Raw genomic sequence first — 21670 nt, forward strand, 5'->3', positions numbered from 1 at the left:
ACAAATATAGCAATTACAACCTACGTTGCACTAATTTACCGTTCTTATCATAAAGCATTCGTCGATAAAAAGCCTCCACCATCAGCGGGAAGACAAAGAGGGTGAAGAACGTGGCCCCTATTAATCCGCCAATGATCACGATCGCCAAAGGACGCTGGCTTTCCGATCCGATACCGTGGCTCAAGGCGGCCGGAAGCAGGCCGATAGCGGCCATGGAGGCGGTCATTAATACGGAACGTACCCTTGATTTCACGCTCATCTTGATCGAATCTTCCAGAGGATGCCTCTCCCGCAGGTTATTCTTGATGTCCGATATCATGATCACGCCATTCTGTATACAGATACCGAAGAGGGCGATAAAGCCGATACCGGCGGAGATCGAGAAGTTGAAACTCGTGATTAATAGGGCCAAGATACCTCCGACGGCGGCGTAAGGCACGTTTAATAAGACCAGTCCGGCATCCCGGGCGTTGCCGAAAAGGACGAATAGGATCACGAAGATGATCGCTATACTTACGGGGACGACTTGGGCCAAGCGTTTGGTAGCCCGTTGTTGGTTCTCGAAATCTCCGGTCCATTTCAAGGTATAGCCTTCGGGGAGCTTTACCTGCCTCTCCACTTTCCGCTGGGCTTCAGCCACGGCGCTACCCATGTCGCGGCCCCGGACCGAGAATTTCACGGCGCAGAAACGAGCGTGGTTATCCCGGTAGATAATCAACGGGCCGGTAATCGTATGGATATCCGCCAGCTCGCGGATAGGAATCATGGAACCATCCTTCGCCGGAACCAGTATCTTGCCTATCTCATTCTCGCTACGGCGGAAAGCGGATTCGTAGCGGACCATGATATTGAACTTACGCTCGTCCTCATAAAGCAGGGAGGCGCTCTTACCTCCTATCGCCATCTCGATAATGGATTGTACATCCTCCTTGGCCACGCCGTAGCGGGCTAAACGAGACTCGTTCAACTCGATCCGCAGCTCCGGCTGGCCGATATTCCGGATAACGCCCAGATCCTCGATACCGTCTACGGTCTCCAAGACCTTGAAAACCTCTACCGCCTTCTTCTCCGACTCGTACAGGTTCTTACCGAAGACCTTCACGGCGATGGAACCCTTCACGCCGCTGGCCGCTTCCTCTACATTGTCCGAGATAGGCTGCGAGAAGTTAAAATCCACGCCCGGATAGATCGCCAGATCCTCTTGCATCTTCTCGATCAGACCCGCTTTCGAGCGTTCGCTTTCCCACTCTTTCTCGGGATATATATCCACATGAAACTCGATGTTGTAGAAACCTGTCGCGTCCGTGCCATCGTTCGGCCGGCCGGTTTGCGATAAGACCTGACGAACCTCCGGATAAGCCGCCAGCTTCCGGCGCATCTGGTTGGCCAACGTAACGGATTCATCCAAAGATATACTTTGCGGTAAGGTCGCACGGATATAAATAGAGCCCTCGTTCAGTTGCGGGAGAAACTCGCTGCCCAACAAGGTGAAGCACCAGATACCTATGGCAGCTACCAGCGTGGCGAACGTGATCGTCCGCTTCTTACGGGCGTGGCACCAGTCGAAAATACCGATCGACTTCCGATTGATCCACGCGAGGAACGGATTATGTTTCTCACGCACCTCTTTCTTTAATAGCATGGAAGATAGGACGGGTACCAATGTCAACGTAAAGATCAACGCTCCCAACAAGGCGAACCCCAAGGTATAAGCGAGCGGGCTGAACATCTTTCCTTCCACCTTCTGGAAAGAGAAGATCGGGACCAAGGCGGTGATGATAATCAGCTTAGAGAAGAAAACCGCTTTCGCACGGTCCTTCGCCGTATGACGGATAATACCCATCTTACTCATCAAATTGAAAGCGGGCATGCCTACTTCACGGGCTTTCCGGTCCAATGCCACGAAAAGCCCCTCCACCATCACGACGGCGCCATCGATAATAATACCGAAGTCGATCGCTCCCATAGATAAGAGGTTGGCGCTCATCCCCATCGCCCGGAGACAAATAAAGGCGAAGAGGAGTGCCAACGGGATAATGATCGACACGATCACCGTCGTACGCCAATCCGCCATGAAGATTAATACGATGAAAGTTACCAGCAGAATACCTTCCGCCAGATTATGTGTTACGGTCTTGACCGCCAGATCTACCAGATTCTCACGATCGTAGAACGATACGATTCGCACGTCTTCCGGCAAGGCGTTTTGTTGGATATCCTTGATCTTATCCTTCAAGGCGGCGATTACCTCGCCGGGGTTCTCCCCTTTTCGCATGACAACGATGCCTTGTACGACATCATCTTCCTCCATGCGGCCGACTTGCCCTAGGCGGGGAAGACTGGATTCGTGTACGGTAGCCAAGTGCTTGACAAGGATTGGCGTGCCATTGATATTCTTTACGACGATATTCTCGATCTCTTTTATATCGTTAATCAAGCCAATACCCCGCACGACATAGGCTTGCGAGCTTTTCGTGATCACGTCGCCGCCTACGTTGATATTACTTTTCGCGATAGCGTCATAAAGTTCCAAGGTCGTTACCCCGTAACTGATCAGTTGATTCGGGTTGACGCTAACCTCGAAAGTCTTTACTTCTCCTCCGAAGCTGACGATATCCGCTACACCGGGTACGGCCCGCAACTTCCGCTCGATCACCCAATCCTGCAAAGTCTTCAATTCCCGGACGGAACGCTTATCGCTACATAATGTATAGCGGAAGATCTCGCCGGTCGGACCATATAAGGGCTGCACTTCCGGCGTGACCCCTTCCGGCAGGTCGGCGTCGTTCAAGAGATTATAAACTTGCTGGCGGGCGAAGAAATCATCCACCTTATCTTCGAACATCACGTTGATGACGGAAAGCCCGAAAAGGGTCGTGCTCCGGATATCCGTCTTTTTCTGTACCGGGTTCATGGCGATCTCGATCGGGATCGTGATAAACTTCTCGATCTCCTCGGCGCTCCTGCCCGGCCATTGGGTGATAATCGTCACTTTCGTATTCGTCACATCCGGAAATGCGTCGATCGGCGTATGGATAAAGCTGGTGATACCGGCGATTACGGCGATCGTGGTACAGAAGAAGATAAAGAATTTGTTCCGGAGGGAGAACGTTATGATATTATCTATGAATGTGTGCATATCGTCTGGTTACTTTAATTCGTTATACACCAAAAGAGCGTTCCGATCTACGATCCGATCCCCATCCTTCAAGCCGGATCGCAGGTAACAGAACTTCTCGGTTTGCTTATACACCGAGATCTCACGCATTTGCAAATATCCCTCCTTCGAGACATAGACAACGTATTCTTTACCATCCTCGAAAATCACGGCATGGGCGTTTACGCAAGGCATACTTTCTCCTTTTACCGCGCTCTGTACATATACGTTCGTAAACATTCCGGGTTTAAGCATATACTTCTCGTTCCTTAATTTGACTCTTACGCTCATGGTCTTACTTTCTCGGTCTAGCATATGATAGACCTTATCAATCGTTCCCGTAAACTCCATATCCTTATAGGCCAAAGTGGTGATACGAACGGTAGCCCCCTCTTTTACCTTGCTGATATCTCCCTCATAGACATCGGCCATCACCCAGACATCGTCGAGACCGGAAATGGTAAACATCTCCTCCCCTTGATCAGAACGGATCTGCATATCCCGGTTTATATTCTTATCGATGATAAAGCCGGAGACCGGCGCTTTCACCACATAGGTAGATGGGTCTGTTATGTTATAAATAGAATACATTTCTTGGATACGTTTGGTCTCGGCCTCGGCATCGGCTTGCTCTTGCTGGGCTTGCAGGAAGTCCCGGTCGGAAGCCATACCGCTCCGGGCCATATCTTGGGTAGCCTCCAAGTTACGGTTAGCGATAGCCAGTTGATGCTCGGCCTCCTTTCGCTGCTTGTCGATATCAGCGATCTCGCCGCTCCGGATCACCGCTAGGACATCTCCTTTCCCTACGTAATCGCCAACTTCCGCATGAATGGAGGTGACATTTCCACCAAATATCGGATACACATGGGCCACTCGCTCTGGATTGAAACTGACACGGCCATTGAGCAATAACTCGTTGGTTAATGGTGTGTCACGAACCGTATCCAGTGTTATAATCTCCTGTAAACTGTCATTTAATAGTAAAGGTTCCCGGGTATCGACCGAGGTGGTCGCCTGTTTCCCGCAGGAACATACCAAGGGTACTAAAAGGATGCATGTGATTAGATGCTTATTCATATCGTTTGATTTGCTTTTAATAGTTGAATACATGGCTACCCGTTACGGTATTTACCTCCTCCAAGGCCAGTAACACTTCTTTTTGAGTTTGGTAAAGTTGCAAGCAGGTTGTTTTGTAGGTCTCATAATAATCGATAAACTCAAGGAGACTGATATTCCGTTTTTGGAAATTCAAGTTCACGCCTTCGATAATCAAGGCGAAATCCTTCTCCAATCCATAGTTCGAGGAACGATAAAGCTGAATCGCCTTTTCCAATCGGGCATAGCTGGTGAATAATTCATTCTCGGCCTGGCGGCGTGCGTATTCTTCCTTATGGGCCTTTTGAGCGACAGATATTTTCGCCGCCCGGATATTCCCTTGATTCCGGTTAAATATAGGAAGGGAGACGCTCAATCCGATCGCCCAATAATCATTGATAAAGTTACCGGCCTTATCATACGTACCCTTTACGCTCACTTCCGGGAAAGCGAGGGAACGTTGTAATCTCACGTCCGCCTCCGAAGCCTTGATGCTTACTTGCGCCAACTTAAGATCCGGACGTTCGTATAATAAAGAGGTCAATTCTGAGAAAGGGACGGAGTCCATATCGATCTGGTTCAACACAGACTCATCGAATATCGGCTCGAAGGTATCATTGCCGGATATTCCTAGTAAAAGCCGCATGTCTCCTTGAAGGGAGATTGCTTGATTGGCGATATCATTCCGCTCTTGCCGCAAGGAAAGCAATAGGGCCTCGATACGGGACTTCTCTAATAAAGAAACATTCCCTTTCTCATTCTGCTCCTTGAGAACCTCCAGCAGATGAGCCAAAGAATCGATCTCACGATCGTAAATGGATTGGGATTTCCGGGTGAAATAAAGCGTTACGAATTTCTCCTTCAACTCGCTCCGGAGGGTTCTTAATACTTCCTCGAATTGGTAAAGGGCCATTTCCTTATGGATCTTCTCCAAACGGACACGTTTGTTTCGCTGTCCGGCGATATAGATCAACTGTTCCACCTCTACGATCGTTTCCCCTTGTTTCCCGAAATCAAAGTAATGTCCGTTCAACCGGTTATAAACATTTTGCTCCAAAGAGACCACGGGATTCTCGAAAAGTTTGGCCTGTACTACTTGGGCCTCGGCTATATCGATATTATACCGTTCGGCTATCACTTCCAGATTGTGCTCAGAGAAACGTTGCTCGGACTCTTTCAAGGAGAGGGAGACAACAGAGGCTTTTGCCCCAGAGAAAAGAAGAGATAAAAAAAGTAAAAGAGTGACTTGTCTGTCCATTTGCGTTAAATTTTACGCAAAGGTAGAAGTCACTCTTTTATCGCTTATGAATATTTAGTTAGAATACTCTTAGGCCAAATTAGAAATTTATTAGAGAGATTTAAAGTATAATATCGTTTTCTTTAATCCTTCCTCCAAACAAACCGTAGGTTCCCACCCATCTAATTTCTCTTTGGCCAACGTAATATCGGGCTTACGTTGCTTGGGATCGTCTCCCGGCAACGGGCGGTATACGATCTTAGAGGAGGAGTTTGTCAAACGGATCACGATCTTGGCCAACTCGTTCATCGAGAACTCTCCCGGATTTCCGATATTTACCGGACCGATAAAATCATCCGAGGTATTCATCATACGAATCATCCCCTCGATCAAATCGTCTACATATTGGAAACTACGAGTTTGGTTTCCATCCCCATAAATCGTAATGTCCTTATTTTGTAATGCCTGTATAATGAAATTAGAGACGACACGGCCATCGTTCGTACTCATATTAGGCCCATACGTATTAAAGATGCGGATGATTTTAATGCGAACCTTGTTTTGGCGATGGTAATCCATAAATAAGGTCTCGGCGCAACGCTTGCCCTCGTCATAACAAGAGCGAGGCCCTATCAGGTTGACATTTCCCCAATAGCTTTCCGGCTGCGGGTGTATCATGGGATCTCCATACACCTCACTGGTAGATGCTTGTAATATCTTAGCGTTCACCCGTTTTGCCAGACCTAACATATTGACCGCTCCTAACACGGATGTCTTGATCGTCTGTATCGGATCTATTTGATAATAAACTGGAGATGCGGGACATGCCAAATTATAAATCTCATCGACCTCGGCTTGGAACGGTATAGAAACATCATGCCTGATCAACTCGAAATGTGGATTTTTCAGCAGAGGAATCACATTCTCCTTACTTCCCGTAAAATAGTTATCCAGACAAATTACTTCATTTCCTTCTTCTAAAAGACGGGCACATAAATGAGAACCGATAAAGCCGGCGCCCCCGGTGATAAGTATTTGCTTCATTATATTAAATTTATTTCGTGAATTTCACCCTATAAGGTGGATCCGGACGTAAATAATCTATATCCAGATAAGGAATCTTAGGATAGATCAAGTCCAGATAGCGGAGGTCTAAGGGGCCGGGAACGACTTCTATCCGTACCTTAGCGACACCTTTATCGATAAAATCCAATATCTCGGCGGCGCTCGCTGATACATCAATGATTCGTTTTCTATAACGAGGTCCACGATCCGTTACGCATACAATGGTACTTTTCATATTCTCCAAGTTCTTGACTCTTAAAAAAGTACCAAAAGGATACGTACGATGCGCGGCGACTAATTCTTCTTTATCATGAACCCTTCCACTGGATGATTTCCTGCCGTGGAAACGATGATGGTAATACGAAGCAAGTCCTTCCTCCTGTGCCCATATTCCTTCTCCACACTTAACTGCGGCAAATATAAGTAATATGTAGAACAAGCGGAAGGACATGTACCTTTTTTAATCAATTATTGAAGCATTTTTCCATTATATTCTCCGTTCAAAGTCCTTAGAAAAACAACGATTTTTTCAACTTCTACATCATTGATCTCCTTTCCGATCTGGAACTCATGCATGATACGGATCGCATCCTCTACAGAGGCTACCGTTCCGTCGTGCATGTACGGATAAGTCAGCATCACGTTACGAAGTGTCGGGGTTTTGAACTTATGACGATCGGATTCTTTCTTAGTCACGGCATAGCGTCCGTTATCACCGTCCGTCAACCCTGTATTCCGGTAATCGAAATAGCTGTTCTTGATACCCATGAACTCGTAAGATTGACCACCGACATTTACACCAACGTGGCAAGTAGCGCATTTATTGTCCTTGAATAGTTGATAGCCCTCTAATTCTTCCGCTGTAAGCGCGTTTTTATCTCCCATCAAGTATTTGTCGAAACGACTCGGCGTAAGCAAGGTCTTCTCAAACTCAGCGATAGCGTCCGTGATCGTAGATTGAGAATAACCTTCCGGATACACTTCCGTGAATTTCTTCGTGAAATCCTTATCTTGCGCTAAAGCCTCGCAAATCTGGTCGAATGAGGTACAACCCATTTCCACTGGGTTTAATGGAGGACCAGCCGCTTGCTCTTTTAGGTCTGCCGCACGTCCGTCCCAAAATTGAACGAAATTAAGCGCCGCATTATATACGGTCGGAGCGTTAACACCACCGAACTGTCCATTAATACCTTCCGAATATTGCTTACGGTCTACACCACCTGTGTTCAATCCGTGGCAAGTAGCGCAAGAGATCGTATTGTCCGCAGACAAACGAGTATCATGATACAGGGCAAAACCCAACTCTACCTTTGCCGGATCTGTAGGCAAGCTCTTCATTAGAGGCTGAAGAGGCTCATTCTTAAATTCTTCCGCTACGGTTTCGGTCGTGAAACGATCTTTACGGACATTCTTCGCCCATGAAATGATCACCGCTTTCTCATTGTCGTCAAGGCTGGTTCCCCAGTGCATCGGCATATGGGAATACTTAGCCGGGGGCATAGAGCCGCTTAGGGCCGTATTCTCCACCTTCGCCAAATCAACCTCTGAAACGGGCTGCCCGTTCTCCAAGGCTTCCACCATAGCAGTCAAGTCCACATAGTGAACGGCCTCCTTCATGTCTGCCTGTACTACGGGACCGATCAACGGTAAATTACCGTAAAATGGCAGAGGCGCATTTTCAGAGTGGCAGGCCAAACAGTCGTTTTCCCGCAGGATAGAGGCCACTTGCTTACCTTCATTGTCGGCAAATTTCTTGTATTCGGAAGAACCGCACGAGGTAACCGCAAAGGCTAAAGCGCAGAGTCCTACCGGTAATGCCGTCATTTTAGCATAAATTGTTTTACGCATAACTATATTTATTTAGATTTATTAAGTGCAAATATAGAACAATTCACTTACATGTACCCTAAAAGCCTTGGATTTCATTGATCAGTTTTATCTATGGGAAGATAAATAGAATCTATGCGGTGGGCTTCCATCCGCAGCATTGCGGCAAGCTCCTTCCTATAATGCCCAGTATGAGGTTCTAACAATGGGCAATATAAGGATGTTACAATGCCCATTATAAGCAGCTAACAATCGCAGTTATAAGCAGCCGCCAATCGCTATGTGGATAATCCGATTTTTTTATATAGCTTTGTCTCATTATGTATAATCAATAAATTATAAGGCAAAGATGTTTAAGAACAAAGTTGTATGGATTATCATCGCTATCGTAGCGATATTATTCTTTTGGGTGAAAGGCGTGTATAATAATATGGTAACTCAAGACGAAGGCGTGAAAAACGCATGGAGCCAAGTTGAGAACCAATATCAACGCCGTATGGATTTGATCCCGAATCTGGTAAATACGGTAAAAGGATACGCCGCGCATGAGAAAGAGACTTTAGAAGGTGTGGTCAACGCTCGTGCCGAGGCGACGAAGACTACGATTGATCCTTCTAACCTTACTGAGGAATCCTTGAAGAAATTCCAGTCCGCACAGGGTGAGTTAGGAAATGCCCTCTCCCGTTTGATGCTTGTTTTAGAGCGTTATCCAGACTTAAAAGCGAATCAAAACTTTATGGAGCTTCAAGCGCAATTGGAAGGGACCGAAAATCGTATCTCAGTAGAGCGTAAACGTTTTAATGAGGTAGCTCAGTCTTATAATACCTATATTCGCCAATTCCCGAACAATATTTTGTCCGGAATGTTCGGCTTCCAATCGAAAGCTTATTTCGCCGCTGAATCCGGTGCGGAAAAGGCTCCTAAGGTAGAATTCTAATAGCCATTCGCTGAATGAGTGAGATAAAGAATATAAGATCTAGGCGCAAGTGTCCGGTAAGCCTTTTATGGATCAGTTTATTGCTGGTTGGTTTTGCCTCTTCTATTTTCGCGGCAAAGGATTATTCGATCGAGACCATTCCGAACGTACGTCTTTCCAACCGGTTGAACCATGTCAGTAATCCGGATGGTATCATTACCCCGGATGACGCGGCACGTATCAATCAATTATTAAATGTAGTGGAAGATAGTCTCGGTATCGAGGTAGCTGTCGTTGCCGTGAATAGCATCGGGGATCAGGATGCCCGGATGTTCGCCACAGATCTATTTAAGCATTGGGGCTTGGGGCAGAAGAGCAAGGATAATGGTTTATTGATCCAGTTGGTGACGGAACCTTCCCAACGTTCGGTCGTTTTCGAGACGGGATATGGCATCGAGGGTGTCTTACCCGATGCGATTTGCTACCGGCTCCAGCAGCGGTATATGATGCCCGATCTAAAGGCCGGGGATTATAGCGCCGGCATGTTGAAAGGAGTCATGGCGGTTACCAAGTATTTAATGTCCAGCGACTATGAACGGGCAGGCATGACTGGCAACCGTTCTTCTTCCTCGTCCGATGATGATTTTATGTGGATATTCGTGGTGGGGATTATCGGGATGATCGGTTTCTCGGCGTTTATCGCATACTTAAAGTATCGTCCGAAGGCATGCCCCCGTTGTGGAAAGAAAACCTTTGTGTATATGGGGCAGCAGGTGATCCGGGAAGCGACTCGTTTTTCGGAAGGTCTGGCCGAAGATGTATATCGCTGTAAGAGTTGCGGGTATACAGAGAAAAAAAATCGTACTATCGACCGCATACACCGAGGAGGAGGTGGCCCTATTATTATGGGGGGCGGTGGTGGTTTCGGAGGTTTTAGCGGAGGCGGCGGTGGCGGCTCTTGGGGAGGTGGAAGCTCCGGGGGTGGCGGTTCGATCAGTCGTTTCTGAAAATACGATTATTCGCATTATTTTATACAAGCGGTCACGTAAAACCTTATGTGACCGCTTGTGTTTTCGTATCTTATTGCTCTTTCAGATAGTAGTCGGAAAGTATATCCCGTACCTTCTCGGGAGTAACCCTTCCATAGACCTTCCCGCCGATCATGACCACCGGAGCCAATCCGCAAGCACCGACACAGCGTAAGCAATCCAAGGAGAACAAACCGTCCGGTGTAGTCTCTCCTACCTTTATTTCCAATTGACGTTGCATTTCTTCCAGAACATTTTCCGCGCCACGCACGTAACAGGCCGTTCCCAGACAAACCGAGATGGGGTATTTCCCCTTGGGGGTCATCGTAAAGAATGAGTAAAAAGTAACTACGCCATATACCCTTGAGACCGGGATATTCAATTCGGCGGCGATAACCTGTTGGACTTCCGGTGGTAAATATCCGAACAAGCCTTGGGCGGCGTGCAAGATATTGATCAACTCCCCGGGATCGTTGTTGCGTTCAGCGCATATCGCATGTAGCTCCGCTACTTTTGTTTTAGGCAAATGTATCTCATTCATGGCTTATTTACTTTTTTCAGTTTCTATATACATACCGATTACTTCCTTACGATCTATGTAATGGGTATGCAGTAATTTGTGGGCTTTCGGTCCGCAAGGCTCTCCCAAATACTCGCTGTATAATTGCTGGATATACGGATTCTCATGGCTCTTGCGAAGCGGTTTGTTAGCGTCTTCCCGGTAAAGAGCGGCAGCACGCCGGCGAAGTACCTCCATACGGCCTCGGTGGAACGGTTGTCCGCCACCGCCGATACAGCCTCCCGGACAAGCCATCACCTCGATCGCATGATAAGGAGAGGTACCGTTCTTCACCTCCTCGATCAATTTGCGGGCATTCCCCAGACCATGAGCGATACCGATCTTTACCGGAGTCCCATTAAAATCGATCGTAGCGCTACGAATACCTTCCAGCCCGCGTAACTCCTCGAAATCCACTTTATCCAGATTTTTCTTCGTATATAATTCATAAGCTGTACGGCAAGCGGCCTCGATAACACCGCCGGTAGTACCGAAAATCACGCTCGCTCCGGTAGATTCACCCAACGGGCGATCGAACTCACCATCCGGCAGTTCATTGAAATCTATATTTGCATAACGGATTAAACGGGCTAACTCACGGGTATAGATCGAATAATCTACATCGGGATTACCTTCCACGCTAAACTCCGGGCGGCTAGCCTCATACTTCTTCGCCAAACAAGGCATGATAGATACGACTACCAAATCCTTACGGTCCACTCCCAACTTCTCGGCGAAATAACTCTTGGCGATCGCTCCGAACATTTGCTGCGGGCTCTTGGCTGTAGATAAATTATCCCGTAACTCGGGGAAATGTTGTTCCACAAAGCTAACCCAACCCGGACAACAGCTCGTCATTAACGGTATTTTCACCTCTTTGTCTCCATTTAGGTAACTACCTAGGCGATGTAATAATTCCGTTCCCTCTTCCATAATGGTCAAGTCGGCGGCAAAGTCCGTATCGAATACATAATCAAAACCCAATTGACGCAAAGCTGAAACCATCTTGCCTGTAACCAATGTACCCGGCTCATACCCGAAATCACGTCCCAACGCTGTGCGAACCGCCGGCGCTGTCTGGGCGATAACAATTTTAGTAGGATCGGCCAAAGCGTCCAAGACCGGCTGTTGCGTATTACGTCCGCTAAGCGCGTTTACAGGACAGACGGATACGCATTGTCCACAATAAGAACAGGTACTTCCGGCCATATCCCGTTCGAAAGCTGTCGATACGGCCGCGTTAAATCCACGGTTCACGGCAGTCAAGGCGCCAACCGTCTGTATCGTATTGCACATGGTCTCACAACGGCGGCACATGATGCATTTGTTCATGTTCCGGACAATAGAAGGGGAACGATCTATCGTAAATGTAGACATTTCTCCCTTATACCGGATCTCGCGGATTCCTAGGTCGTGCGCGATCTTTTGTAACTCGCAATGTCCGTTGCTACTACATGTCAGGCATTCCGCCGGATGATTCGAGAGGATCAGCTCCATCACCGTCCTGCGGGCATTCATTACCCGAGGGGTATGTGTCCGTACGACCATACCTTCCGTACATTCCATTTTACAGGATGGGGCTAAATTTCTACGTCCCTCGATCTCTACGACACAAATACGGCAAGCTCCCGGATTATTCTCATAATGCAAATCCTCCAGTTTCATATAACAGAGTGTCGGGATATGGATACCTACACTTTTTGCCGCATCTAAAATGGTGGTTCCTCTCGGCACTTCCACCTCTTTATTATCTATGATTAATTTAATTGTTTCCATGATTGTAAATGAATTTAGTGGACATAAATCGCTCCGAACTTACACTTCTCCATACAGGTACCGCAACGGATACAAGCTTGCGGATCGATAATATGAGGAATTTTCCGTCCACCTGTAATTGCGTGCACCGGACAAACACGGGCACAGAGCGTACATCCTTTACATTTCTCCGGATTGATGAAATATTGAGTAAGTTCCCGGCATTGATGAGACGGACAACGATGCTCCCGGACATGCGCCAGATATTCATCGTAGAAATTATCCATCGTAGATAAAACCGGATTCGGGGAAGTCTGTCCCAAGCCGCATAAAGCGGTATCCTTAATCACCATCGCCAGATTCCTTAGACGGGTCAAATCCTCTTCGGTTCCGTTTCCACTCGTAATTTTCTGCAATATCTCATGTAAGCGTTTATTACCGATACGGCACGGTGCGCATTTACCGCAAGATTCCTCGACCGTAAAGTCCAGATAGAACTTAGCCATGGCTACCATACAATCATCCTCGTCCATGACGATCATACCTCCGGAACCCATCATGGAACCAGCGGCAAGCAAATTATCATAATCGATAGGAAGATCAAGATGCTTTTCTGTCAAGCAACCTCCTGACGGGCCACCGGTTTGCACAGCCTTAAACTTCTTTCCATCCTTGATACCTCCCCCAATTCCAAAGATAACCTCACGCAAAGTCGTACCCATAGGAACCTCGATCAGACCTACATTGTTTACCTTTCCAGCCAAGGCGAACACCTTTGTTCCTTTGCTTTTCTCCGTTCCGATACTACTGAACCATTTAGCGCCTCTTAACAAGATCACCGGGATATTCGCATAAGTCTCTACGTTATTTACATTGGTCGGACAACCTTTATACCCGTGTTCACTAGGGAACGGTGGCTTTACGGTAGCCTCGCCTCGCAAACCTTCCATACTGTGGATCAAAGCGGTCTCCTCTCCACAAACAAAAGCTCCGGCACCGTACCGGATCTCGATATCGAATGAGAAATCAGTCCCAAATATATTCTCGCCCAGCAATCCATATTCTTTCGCTTGCCGTATGGCTATTTTCAAACGTTCCACGGCTAGCGGATATTCGGCACGGATATATACCAAACCTTTGCTAGCTCCCGTACAATATCCATTAATCGCCATAGCCTCCACAATCGAATGCGGGTCGCCCTCCAATATGGAGCGATCCATAAAAGCGCCCGGGTCGCCCTCGTCCGCATTACAAACCACGTATTTTTGAGGCGCTTGTACCTTACGGGTAATCTGCCATTTCAAGCCTGTGGGGAAACCACCACCGCCACGACCTCGTAAGCCGCTATCCATGATTTCCTTGATTACTTCCTCGGGAGTCATTTCCACAAGGGCTTTTCCCAACGCTACATAGCCGTCACGAGCGATATACTCATCGATATTCTCCGGGTTGATAAAGCCACAATTTCGAAGGGCGATTCGTAGCTGTTTCTTATAGAATCCGATATGCTTGGAGTCCGGAACCAGCTCACGGTTCTCTGGATTCATATAAAGTAACCGTTCCACTTTACGGCCTTTTACCAAATGCTCCCGTACGATCTCGTCCGTATCCGATGGTTGAACTTGTACGTAAAAAGTGTTATCGGGGATCATCTTAACCACCGGACCCTTCTCGCAGAAACCGAAGCATCCAGTACGGATCACTTGTGTATCCTCTAATCCGTATTGCTCGACGGCGGCTCTCAGATTCTCGATGATCTGCTCGCTTTGTGATGCACGGCAACCTGTGCCACCGCACACCAATATATAATTCGTGTATTGTGCCATTTATGTAAGATATTAAATTTCTTATTCGGGTTTTACGGTGGTGTAAGTTACAGGAATGATGCCGTCTACCAAGATACCCTTACGGATATACTTGTCTATGATCTCTTCTACTTTTGCCTTATCGACATAACCGAATACCAACGGCTCCTGACCCGGAAGCTTGATTTCGATAGTCGGTTCCGCATAACAATAGCCCATGCATCCGGTTTGAGTTACCAACGCATCGATTCTCTGCCGGTCTAAAACCTCGATAAAATAACTCATTATCTCCTTGGCTCCGGCAGCTATACCGCAAGTGGCCATAGAAACCTTAATTTGTACGAGCTGATCAGGGGTATTGCTTTTTTCACGCAGATCCAAAGACGCACGAAGAGATTCACGCATTTTCTTGAGATCATCTAATGTCTTTACTTTGTTCATGGTCATATTCTATTATTTAAGGAAAACACCGTAATGTCATTTGCACAAACATACGGAATCTCTTTCAAATAATATCATATTTCCGTGAATTTTTCTTCGACACGTGATTGAGATATCTTGGAATTGGGAGGTACACTATGGGTGAGCCAGATGTTACCCCCGATAATAGATCCTCGGCCAATAGTGATCCGTCCTAATATCGATGCGTTGGAATAAATGGTCACATAATCCTCGATGATCGGGTGACGGGGCAAATCTATCGGAAGTCCTTCCTCGTCCAGCGTAAAACTCTTGGCTCCTAACGTCACACCTTGATAAAGGCGGACATGGTTTCCGATAATGGCGGTTTGTCCCACGACAATACCCGTTCCATGATCGATACTGAAATATTCTCCGATCTGCGCCCCGGGATGAATGTCGATCCCGGTTTGCGAGTGTGCCATTTCCGTAATGATACGCGGGAGTACCGGTACGCCTAGCTCGAATAATTCATGAGCGACCCGTTGATGTAAAAGCGCGTAGACCGCCGGATAACAGAATATAATCTCACTCACGCTCTTGGCTGCCGGATCACCATCCAAGATGGCCTTTACATCGGTGGACAGTAAATATTTGATATGAGGAATCCGGTTAATAAAAGCGATCGAGATCTCGGAAGCCCGGTCCTTGGAATCACAACAACGCTCTACCTCAAAACAAAGTCCATTATATATTTGCTCTTGTAAGAGATCATAGATCTTTTCCAAATAGACTCCCGTATAATATTGGATAGAGCCTAATTGAGCCTCTTGTTCCGTACCAAAGAATCCGGGGAAGATAACCGTACGTAATAGGCGCATGATCTCATGCAACGTAGCGACTGAAGGCGATGGCTTCTGATGCAACGGGATATATTTGTATTCCGGTAGATCAGGAGCCGACAGCCGTTCTACGTTCTTCTGTATCTGTTCTAAAATCGCTGTTCTATTCATCTTTAATTATCCCAAGTAGGATCGTAACTGATTAATGAGTTAGAGGCATTGCCCAAACCGATATAGATATAATTATCCAAGACATACATGCAATGTACAGACCTGTTAGCCGCTGGTAACTGGGATTTCTGGCTCCAGTTCTGAGAGTCCGGATCATAGCGCCAAATATAACCGTCCCCGTCTACGCCATATACATAATTACCATAAGCGATAGCACATAAAAGCATCCTTCCGGGGAACGAAGCCTCCTTTTCCCAAGCTACAGCGTTCTTGTCTGTAGACCAAAACTGTGTCGTATATTCCAAAGAAGGATCCGCTTTATTAATAATCCCCAGTCCGGCATATATACGGTCACCAATTACAACGGATATTCCGCCGTATTGTTTAATCGGGAAATTAGATTTCTTGCTCCAAACGAAAGCGCTCGGTTCATAAGTCCAGACTTCATCGATTAGTTCGTTACCTCTACGTCCACCTATGAGGAACGCTTGATCTTCCATTCTGCAACATGCCGCCCGATACATACCTTTAGGCCGTTGCTGGTCTGTTTGTACGGCGCTCCAAGAATTATCGGATGTGGAGTATACATATAAACTGTCACATATCTTTCCCGTGTTATCCAAACCACCAAAAGTCCATAGGCCAAATCCGATGCTGAAACATGCTTGGCCCGATAATTTCTCAGGCTGAGACCTTAAGGGCAACCATTCTTTCTTAGAGGTCATATATCCCCAAAACTCATCGGTGTATTCCCTACCCGTGTCACCGCCTAACAAGAATCCCGTGCTATTAGCCAAGGTACAGAAAGAGGTAGATCCCGGTATCCGGAAAGCTCCCTCAAACCTTGCCCCTGCTCCAAATATATCCGGAGTTTGGAAGCGAACTTCCTCTCCGTAAGCGATACCATTCTTATTTTTAGCGTAAGCCCTTAAATAATAGCTCGTGCCTCCTCTCAATTCCTTTATCGTACCCGTAAACGCTTGTGTACCGGAAGAAAGAGCTACCGCTCCTTCACAATTACCAAAGGCCGGACTAGGACTAGTTCCCCAACATACACCAGCCTCTGTAACCGGTGAGGCACCTTCGGCTAAGACCTCTCCTCCTACCCATGCGGTACCGTTTTTAATAGTAGACACCTCCTTCGTATTGACTGTAGGCAACTCACTTTCCAGAATTGTATGGATACCTTCGCCTGCGCTATAGGTAGTACCTAAAGCGTTTGTCGCATAAGCACGTACGTAATACCCTTTCTGCTGTTGCATATCATAGATTTTCCCGGCAAATTCTCCGATACCCGCTCCGCAAATAATCGTATCCCCATTTTCTATTGTCGGCGATTTATCAGCACTAAAGCAGAAACCACATGCCGTGATCGGAGAATCTCCCTCGCTTATTATTTCCATGGAGAACTCCGCATAGGTAAACTCTGTCGCTATTTTCTTGAATTTGTTATCATCTAATACAGGACGACCATTCGTGGTCTTAAAGGTCTCGACTTTCGCCCCGTTATACTCACCATATTTACTTTTTGCGTAAGCTCTAACGTAATAGGTAGTTTCCGGTTTTAAATCGGAGATCGTACAATAGAACGAATCGGCTTCCATGTCTATACGAATCGTGGAGTCGGATGCTAAAGGCTCCGGATTCAGCATTAAGTAAATACCCCTTTCCTCGATTTCGGCTTCCCCTTGTTTGGTTATCATACCTCCACATTGAACGGAAGTAGACATCACGTTGACTGGCAATAAGGTCTTAACGCTTCCTAATCCATCTTTCGTCTTAAAAGGTAAAATCTCTCCATAAGCGGTATCTACCGCATTGATCGCATAGGCCCGGATATAGTAATCCAGATCATTGGTTAAGCCCTCGATCGTAGCCTCATATTTTACCTTACGCTTGGATACGGCTTTTTTATTTTTCTCTATCACAGTAAAGGTAGATTCCGTGCTCCAACAAAAACCGGCCTCTGTCACGGGAGCGCCGTTTTCTTGCAAGACCTCCCCCGATACTGTCACGGAACTAGCCGTGGACTTCAATATCTCGTCTGTCTTAACAGACGGTTTTTTAGCGTTTCGAATGCCACCATCTATATCCGGATCATTCACGCATCCGGCCATTAATAAAGCCGCAAATAGAATAGAGAAGAGTGAGTATATATGTTTCATAAATAATCAATATTAAAAGAATACACCTAAGCCAGCGTTTAGATCCAAGTACTTAAAATTAACCGTATTGCATCCAACGCTAATAAATACAGAGTTCGTTATTTTCATCATCAAGTCAACCTCGGCAGCGACCCCTTTGTATGAGGAATCAATATTCCGGCACCATACCTCTCGTGTACTATCGTAGTTTTCATAGGAATGGGTCGTGAACGAATGTAGTAAAGCTCTTTCACCATATCCCAAACCAACGGAGGCATATAACCACGGAAAGCATTTTACGATTAAACCGGCCGTTCCGGCTATACTATTTGTCTTCGAGGATTTACCTGTATTAAGCTCATAAGATTCCCCTTCCGAATTAGAGAACTTAATAATCTGCCCTTGGTTATTACATTCGTCCGTATAATTCATAAAAGACATATTCGTCTTGAAACGGACATACCAACCGAAGCGTTGCCCCATACCTCCTACCGTGATTCCATAAGGAGATTCGATCGAATACGAGTATCCCGCGAAAAACTCCATTCGTTTCTTAGGGGATACCGCTGCGGAATCTATCGGTTGGGCCTCGGGTTCCGCCGGCTTTAACAACATCTCTTGGTATTCTTTCCAATAGGTTGCTAGCTCCTCACTTTTAGGGGTTCCGATACCTTCCGAATAATAAATGATTAATTTAGAGATGGCATCCGGATCATCTTCCGTAGCTTTGACCGTCAGGCAGTTTAAACATTTATTCATCAAGCTACGCATGGAAGGCCGCATTCGCTCGTTGGAAAGCCAAATCGTAGTCAGCTGATCAATACTGTATGCGTCGCATTGCGATACGCCTTCCTCGTACCACATTTTAGCGTCACTATAATCAAGACGTTTCATCGCTTCATCTCCCTTACGGTTGTATTCCGTACGCTGTTGCGCCAGCAGTCCGAGGGGAAATACCGCACATATCATCAATATCCAAAGTCTTTTCATATAATAGGTAAATACATGTTTAGTTGTTCATAATATTACAATCAATAATAAGTAAGGCCTTCGCTAATCAATGATCCGTCAGAATTATAAATATCAAACAAATTGTCTTCCCGTTCGAATGCCCGGCCGTTATCCGCGATACCGACACTTAAGTATTTGCAAGGAATACGTTCCTCGGCTTTCGAATCGATCGCCCCGTATCTGTTATTTGACTTCTTACGTACGATCTTATATCGTCCGAAAGCCATTTTCTCCTCATACAGGGCCTTTTTGTCCGCTATACGTTTCTCCTCGGTTTTCTCATCGCAAGCGATGATCAACCGGACTACCTCTTCCGTAAGTTTCGTATCCTTTGCTTCCGACAAATCTTTCTTAGCTCCCGAATAATCAGCTTTGGCCATTTTTTCCTTACCGGAGGCGATTAACGAGTTATATTTCTCATTCATCTCATTTTCCGATGGCTGATCCGGGAGAACATTCTCTTCTATCGTATGCTCTGTTTCCATAGGTCGTTTCTCTTCCACTTTAGGCTCTTGTTTCTCCGCTTCCTTTATCTCAGAGATAGGAGGTTCCGTATGTAAAACTGGGTGATCTGGCATTTCTACTTCTTTTGAGACATTGCTATCCGGCTCCACAGCTGAAGGTAAATCAATACTCTCGACAACCTCTTTTGTGGGCCTATTGCTATGCACTAAAAGAGCCGTAGCGGATCCTACAACGACAAATATAGCGATTCCGATAGGAATTATTTTCTTTCTGGAATTATTCTTTTCTGTTATTGGCTCCACGGTAGGTGGATTAGCCACATTGACAACAGTCTCTTCATCATCCGATCCTACTAATTTAGAATCTACAGGTGATGAATAAACCACCGTTGTTTCCTCATTCACAATCTCGAGAGATGGACTTGGGACAACCTGAACTTCCTTTTCCGCTTGAGAAAAATCCAAAGACGCCAACATCTCGCCCACCGTCTCAAAGCGATCCGCAGGAATGATTTGCATCGCTTTTATGATAACAGCCTCTGTTTTCGGGCTGATCGCCGCATTGATTTCAGAGGGGTTTCGCAAAGGACGTGCGGCACGTAGTATAGATTCTGTAGGGATTGTTCCCGTTAACAGATTATACATCGTGGCTCCCAAGGAATAAATATCCGGACGGGGCGAGAACACTTGTGTTCCTTCGTTATCGTATTGCTCTATGGATGCGAATCCTTTAGAAAGGGTTAACATCGTAGTGCTGGTCTCTTCCTGCTCGATATCGTAACGTTTGCTGACTCCGAAATCGATCAAGCGGGCGTTCCCGTTCTTATCGATCAAGATATTGCTAGGCTTGATATCCAGATGCAAGATACTCTTATCATGAACGAATTGTAACGCCTCGCCAATTTGCCGTACATATTTAAGGACCGTAGCTTCGGGCAATATCCCGTTTTTCTCAAGCATATATTTTAGCGAGAAGCCGGAAATATACTCCATGGCAATATAAGCCGTATTGTTTTCCTCGAAAACCTCCAACACGTTTACTATATAGGGATGGTGAACTTCCGATAGGATCTTTGCCTCTTTGATCAGTTTTTCCTTGAACTTGTTAAATAAGACCTTTCCCGTCTCCGAATGTACTTTTACGGCTTGAGAACCGGGTTCTCTATAACAATAATCCTTGAAGAAATATTCCTTGACACAGATAGGGACCTCCGTCTTTACGGTACCTAAAGATCCTTTAACTTCTGTGTACCAAACTCCTCTGTAGGTTATGCCAAAACCACCTTGACCAACCACATGAGTAAGTCTGTATTTTCCGTTTTGAAGAAGATGTCCGTCTGGCAGATTCATAACCTTGAATAATTCCATTTAATCTGCCAAAAGTACGTTATTTATATAAAAGAATAAAGAAAAGAGAGAATATTTTGCTTAAAACCCATGCTATCTTCCACTTTTTGAATAGGTATGATATAAAAAGAAAAGTTATCCCGGGTCTTGCCGTCACAGGCTTCCATGAGGGCGTCCTTTATTTCCGGAACAGATAAACGACCATTAAATATCTCTGCGATCTTTTCATTCTTCAGTCTTTCAAGAACCCCGTCCGTACAAAGAAAGAGGAAATCGTCGGGTTGAATATCGTTCAAGGTAATAATGTCCGCTTCTGTTGGAGTATGAGTGCCTTGTATAGCCCGGATAATCACATTCCGCTGGGGGTGGGTTAACGCTTCTTCCGGAGTGATCTTACCTAATTTAACCAATGAATTTACCAATGAATGATCTTCTGTTTGATATAAAATCTCCCCCTTCCTCAGATGATAGATCCGGCTATCTCCGATATGAGCCAATACGATTCCGGAAGAAGCGATATAGGCCATGGTGAGCGTAGTAGCCATACCCATCGCTTCCGGATGCTCTTGAACATAGGAGTCGAAACAGACTTCCGCATAATGTACGGCTTTATGGATAAACTCAGGCGTGGGATCATCCTTTAGGAACGTAGAAAAGAAAGTTTGTATGGACTCGCAAGCTAATGAGCTGGCTACCTCCCCTTTCTCGGCTCCACCCACACCATCGCAAACCATAAACAATTTTTGGTCAAGGGTCACTTGTTCGGGAAGCGGGTAAATGGAATCCTCGTTATTCGATCTGCCTCCTTTTTCCGTAATAGCACATGGCTTACCGATCGTTATAATCAT

The 21670-nt window shown here is 46.2% G+C and carries 17 protein-coding genes; 2 read left to right on the top strand and 15 right to left on the bottom strand.

From position 1 onward, the window contains the following. Positions 1-13 precede the first annotated feature (13 nt). The 6 genes from NBH16_RS15730 to NBH16_RS15755 all read right to left on the bottom strand — a co-directional run bounded on the left by NBH16_RS15730 (position 14) and on the right by NBH16_RS15755 (position 8402). Entirely contained in the window at positions 14-3139 is a 3126-nt protein-coding gene (locus NBH16_RS15730) for an efflux RND transporter permease subunit (protein ID WP_250788858.1), read from the bottom strand. Between the two features lie 9 nt (positions 3140-3148). Further along, the gene (locus NBH16_RS15735) at positions 3149-4234 is read right to left on the bottom strand and encodes an efflux RND transporter periplasmic adaptor subunit (protein WP_121961134.1); all 1086 of its coding nucleotides are present in this window, start codon (positions 4232-4234) and stop codon (positions 3149-3151) included. Between the two features lie 16 nt (positions 4235-4250). Next, positions 4251-5510 carry a TolC family protein gene (locus tag NBH16_RS15740; protein WP_122382397.1) on the bottom strand — a complete coding sequence of 420 codons (1260 nt, stop codon included), beginning with the start codon at positions 5508-5510 and terminating at the stop codon, positions 4251-4253. A gap of 90 nt (positions 5511-5600) precedes the next feature. Continuing rightward, a complete protein-coding gene (locus tag NBH16_RS15745; RefSeq protein ID WP_122297240.1) occupies positions 5601-6533 on the bottom strand; it encodes a UDP-glucuronic acid decarboxylase family protein in 933 nt (310 codons plus the stop codon). Positions 6534-6543: 10 nt separating this feature from the next. Then, on the bottom strand, positions 6544-7005 hold the full coding sequence (locus NBH16_RS15750) for a septal ring lytic transglycosylase RlpA family protein (protein WP_250788859.1): 462 nt from the start codon (positions 7003-7005) through the stop codon (positions 6544-6546). 17 nt (positions 7006-7022) lie between these two features. Beyond that, positions 7023-8402: a cytochrome c peroxidase gene (locus tag NBH16_RS15755; RefSeq protein ID WP_009017426.1), complete on the bottom strand. Its 1380-nt coding sequence runs from the start codon at positions 8400-8402 to the stop codon at positions 7023-7025. 328 nt (positions 8403-8730) lie between these two features. On the opposite strand from NBH16_RS15755, the gene NBH16_RS15760 reads away from it, so the two are divergent. Together NBH16_RS15760 and NBH16_RS15765 are read left to right on the top strand one after the other, a co-directional pair. Further along, complete coding sequence (locus NBH16_RS15760; RefSeq protein WP_122369357.1) at positions 8731-9318, top strand: LemA family protein; 588 nt, start codon at positions 8731-8733, stop codon at positions 9316-9318. Between the two features lie 14 nt (positions 9319-9332). Then, positions 9333-10304 (top strand): TPM domain-containing protein, encoded by a 972-nt coding sequence (locus tag NBH16_RS15765; protein WP_005862349.1) that lies wholly within the window; start codon positions 9333-9335, stop codon positions 10302-10304. A 73-nt stretch (positions 10305-10377) separates the two neighbouring features. On the opposite strand, the gene NBH16_RS15770 is transcribed toward NBH16_RS15765, so the two are convergent. The 9 genes from NBH16_RS15770 to NBH16_RS15810 form a co-directional block, all read right to left on the bottom strand. Continuing rightward, complete coding sequence (locus NBH16_RS15770) at positions 10378-10866, bottom strand: NADH-quinone oxidoreductase subunit NuoE family protein (protein ID WP_005857033.1); 489 nt, start codon at positions 10864-10866, stop codon at positions 10378-10380. A gap of 3 nt (positions 10867-10869) precedes the next feature. Next, positions 10870-12660: an NADH-dependent [FeFe] hydrogenase, group A6 gene (locus NBH16_RS15775; protein ID WP_005862352.1), complete on the bottom strand. Its 1791-nt coding sequence runs from the start codon at positions 12658-12660 to the stop codon at positions 10870-10872. Positions 12661-12674: 14 nt separating this feature from the next. Next, positions 12675-14465 (bottom strand): NADH-ubiquinone oxidoreductase-F iron-sulfur binding region domain-containing protein, encoded by a 1791-nt coding sequence (locus NBH16_RS15780; RefSeq protein WP_005862354.1) that lies wholly within the window; start codon positions 14463-14465, stop codon positions 12675-12677. A 21-nt stretch (positions 14466-14486) separates the two neighbouring features. After that, positions 14487-14885, bottom strand: a complete 399-nt coding sequence (locus tag NBH16_RS15785) for a (2Fe-2S) ferredoxin domain-containing protein (protein WP_044546039.1) — start codon at positions 14883-14885, stop codon at positions 14487-14489. 74 nt (positions 14886-14959) lie between these two features. Further along, positions 14960-15856: a serine O-acetyltransferase gene (locus NBH16_RS15790; RefSeq protein ID WP_005857041.1), complete on the bottom strand. Its 897-nt coding sequence runs from the start codon at positions 15854-15856 to the stop codon at positions 14960-14962. A 2-nt stretch (positions 15857-15858) separates the two neighbouring features. After that, positions 15859-18021 (bottom strand): Kelch repeat-containing protein, encoded by a 2163-nt coding sequence (locus NBH16_RS15795; RefSeq protein WP_250788860.1) that lies wholly within the window; start codon positions 18019-18021, stop codon positions 15859-15861. A 12-nt stretch (positions 18022-18033) separates the two neighbouring features. Further along, positions 18034-18990 carry a hypothetical protein gene (locus NBH16_RS15800; RefSeq protein WP_036629346.1) on the bottom strand — a complete coding sequence of 319 codons (957 nt, stop codon included), beginning with the start codon at positions 18988-18990 and terminating at the stop codon, positions 18034-18036. A 41-nt stretch (positions 18991-19031) separates the two neighbouring features. Continuing rightward, positions 19032-20825: a serine/threonine-protein kinase gene (locus NBH16_RS15805; protein WP_270616597.1), complete on the bottom strand. Its 1794-nt coding sequence runs from the start codon at positions 20823-20825 to the stop codon at positions 19032-19034. A 41-nt stretch (positions 20826-20866) separates the two neighbouring features. Continuing rightward, positions 20867-21670, bottom strand: coding sequence for a PP2C family protein-serine/threonine phosphatase (locus NBH16_RS15810; RefSeq protein ID WP_005862361.1), 804 nt, complete (start codon positions 21668-21670; stop codon positions 20867-20869).

Source organism: Parabacteroides sp. Y3-G-102, from assembly GCF_023656845.1.
Lineage (GTDB): Bacteria > Bacteroidota > Bacteroidia > Bacteroidales > Tannerellaceae > Parabacteroides > Parabacteroides distasonis.

What these genes read in the sequence shown, in the direction of transcription:
- NBH16_RS15730 (WP_250788858.1), bottom strand. Translation starts at nt 3,139, where the DNA reads ATGCACACATTCATAGATAATATCATAACGTTCTCCCTCCGGAACAAA.
- NBH16_RS15735 (WP_121961134.1), bottom strand. Translation starts at nt 4,234, where the DNA reads ATGAATAAGCATCTAATCACATGCATCCTTTTAGTACCCTTGGTATGT.
- NBH16_RS15740 (WP_122382397.1), bottom strand. Translation starts at nt 5,510, where the DNA reads ATGGACAGACAAGTCACTCTTTTACTTTTTTTATCTCTTCTTTTCTCT.
- NBH16_RS15745 (WP_122297240.1), bottom strand. Translation starts at nt 6,533, where the DNA reads ATGAAGCAAATACTTATCACCGGGGGCGCCGGCTTTATCGGTTCTCAT.
- NBH16_RS15750 (WP_250788859.1), bottom strand. Translation starts at nt 7,005, where the DNA reads ATGTCCTTCCGCTTGTTCTACATATTACTTATATTTGCCGCAGTTAAG.
- NBH16_RS15755 (WP_009017426.1), bottom strand. Translation starts at nt 8,402, where the DNA reads ATGCGTAAAACAATTTATGCTAAAATGACGGCATTACCGGTAGGACTC.
- NBH16_RS15760 (WP_122369357.1), top strand. Translation starts at nt 8,731, where the DNA reads ATGTTTAAGAACAAAGTTGTATGGATTATCATCGCTATCGTAGCGATA.
- NBH16_RS15765 (WP_005862349.1), top strand. Translation starts at nt 9,333, where the DNA reads ATGAGTGAGATAAAGAATATAAGATCTAGGCGCAAGTGTCCGGTAAGC.
- NBH16_RS15770 (WP_005857033.1), bottom strand. Translation starts at nt 10,866, where the DNA reads ATGAATGAGATACATTTGCCTAAAACAAAAGTAGCGGAGCTACATGCG.
- NBH16_RS15775 (WP_005862352.1), bottom strand. Translation starts at nt 12,660, where the DNA reads ATGGAAACAATTAAATTAATCATAGATAATAAAGAGGTGGAAGTGCCG.
- NBH16_RS15780 (WP_005862354.1), bottom strand. Translation starts at nt 14,465, where the DNA reads ATGGCACAATACACGAATTATATATTGGTGTGCGGTGGCACAGGTTGC.
- NBH16_RS15785 (WP_044546039.1), bottom strand. Translation starts at nt 14,885, where the DNA reads ATGAACAAAGTAAAGACATTAGATGATCTCAAGAAAATGCGTGAATCT.
- NBH16_RS15790 (WP_005857041.1), bottom strand. Translation starts at nt 15,856, where the DNA reads ATGAATAGAACAGCGATTTTAGAACAGATACAGAAGAACGTAGAACGG.
- NBH16_RS15795 (WP_250788860.1), bottom strand. Translation starts at nt 18,021, where the DNA reads ATGAAACATATATACTCACTCTTCTCTATTCTATTTGCGGCTTTATTA.
- NBH16_RS15800 (WP_036629346.1), bottom strand. Translation starts at nt 18,990, where the DNA reads ATGAAAAGACTTTGGATATTGATGATATGTGCGGTATTTCCCCTCGGA.
- NBH16_RS15805 (WP_270616597.1), bottom strand. Translation starts at nt 20,825, where the DNA reads ATGAATCTGCCAGACGGACATCTTCTTCAAAACGGAAAATACAGACTT.
- NBH16_RS15810 (WP_005862361.1), bottom strand. Translation starts at nt 21,670, where the DNA reads ATGATTATAACGATCGGTAAGCCATGTGCTATTACGGAAAAAGGAGGC.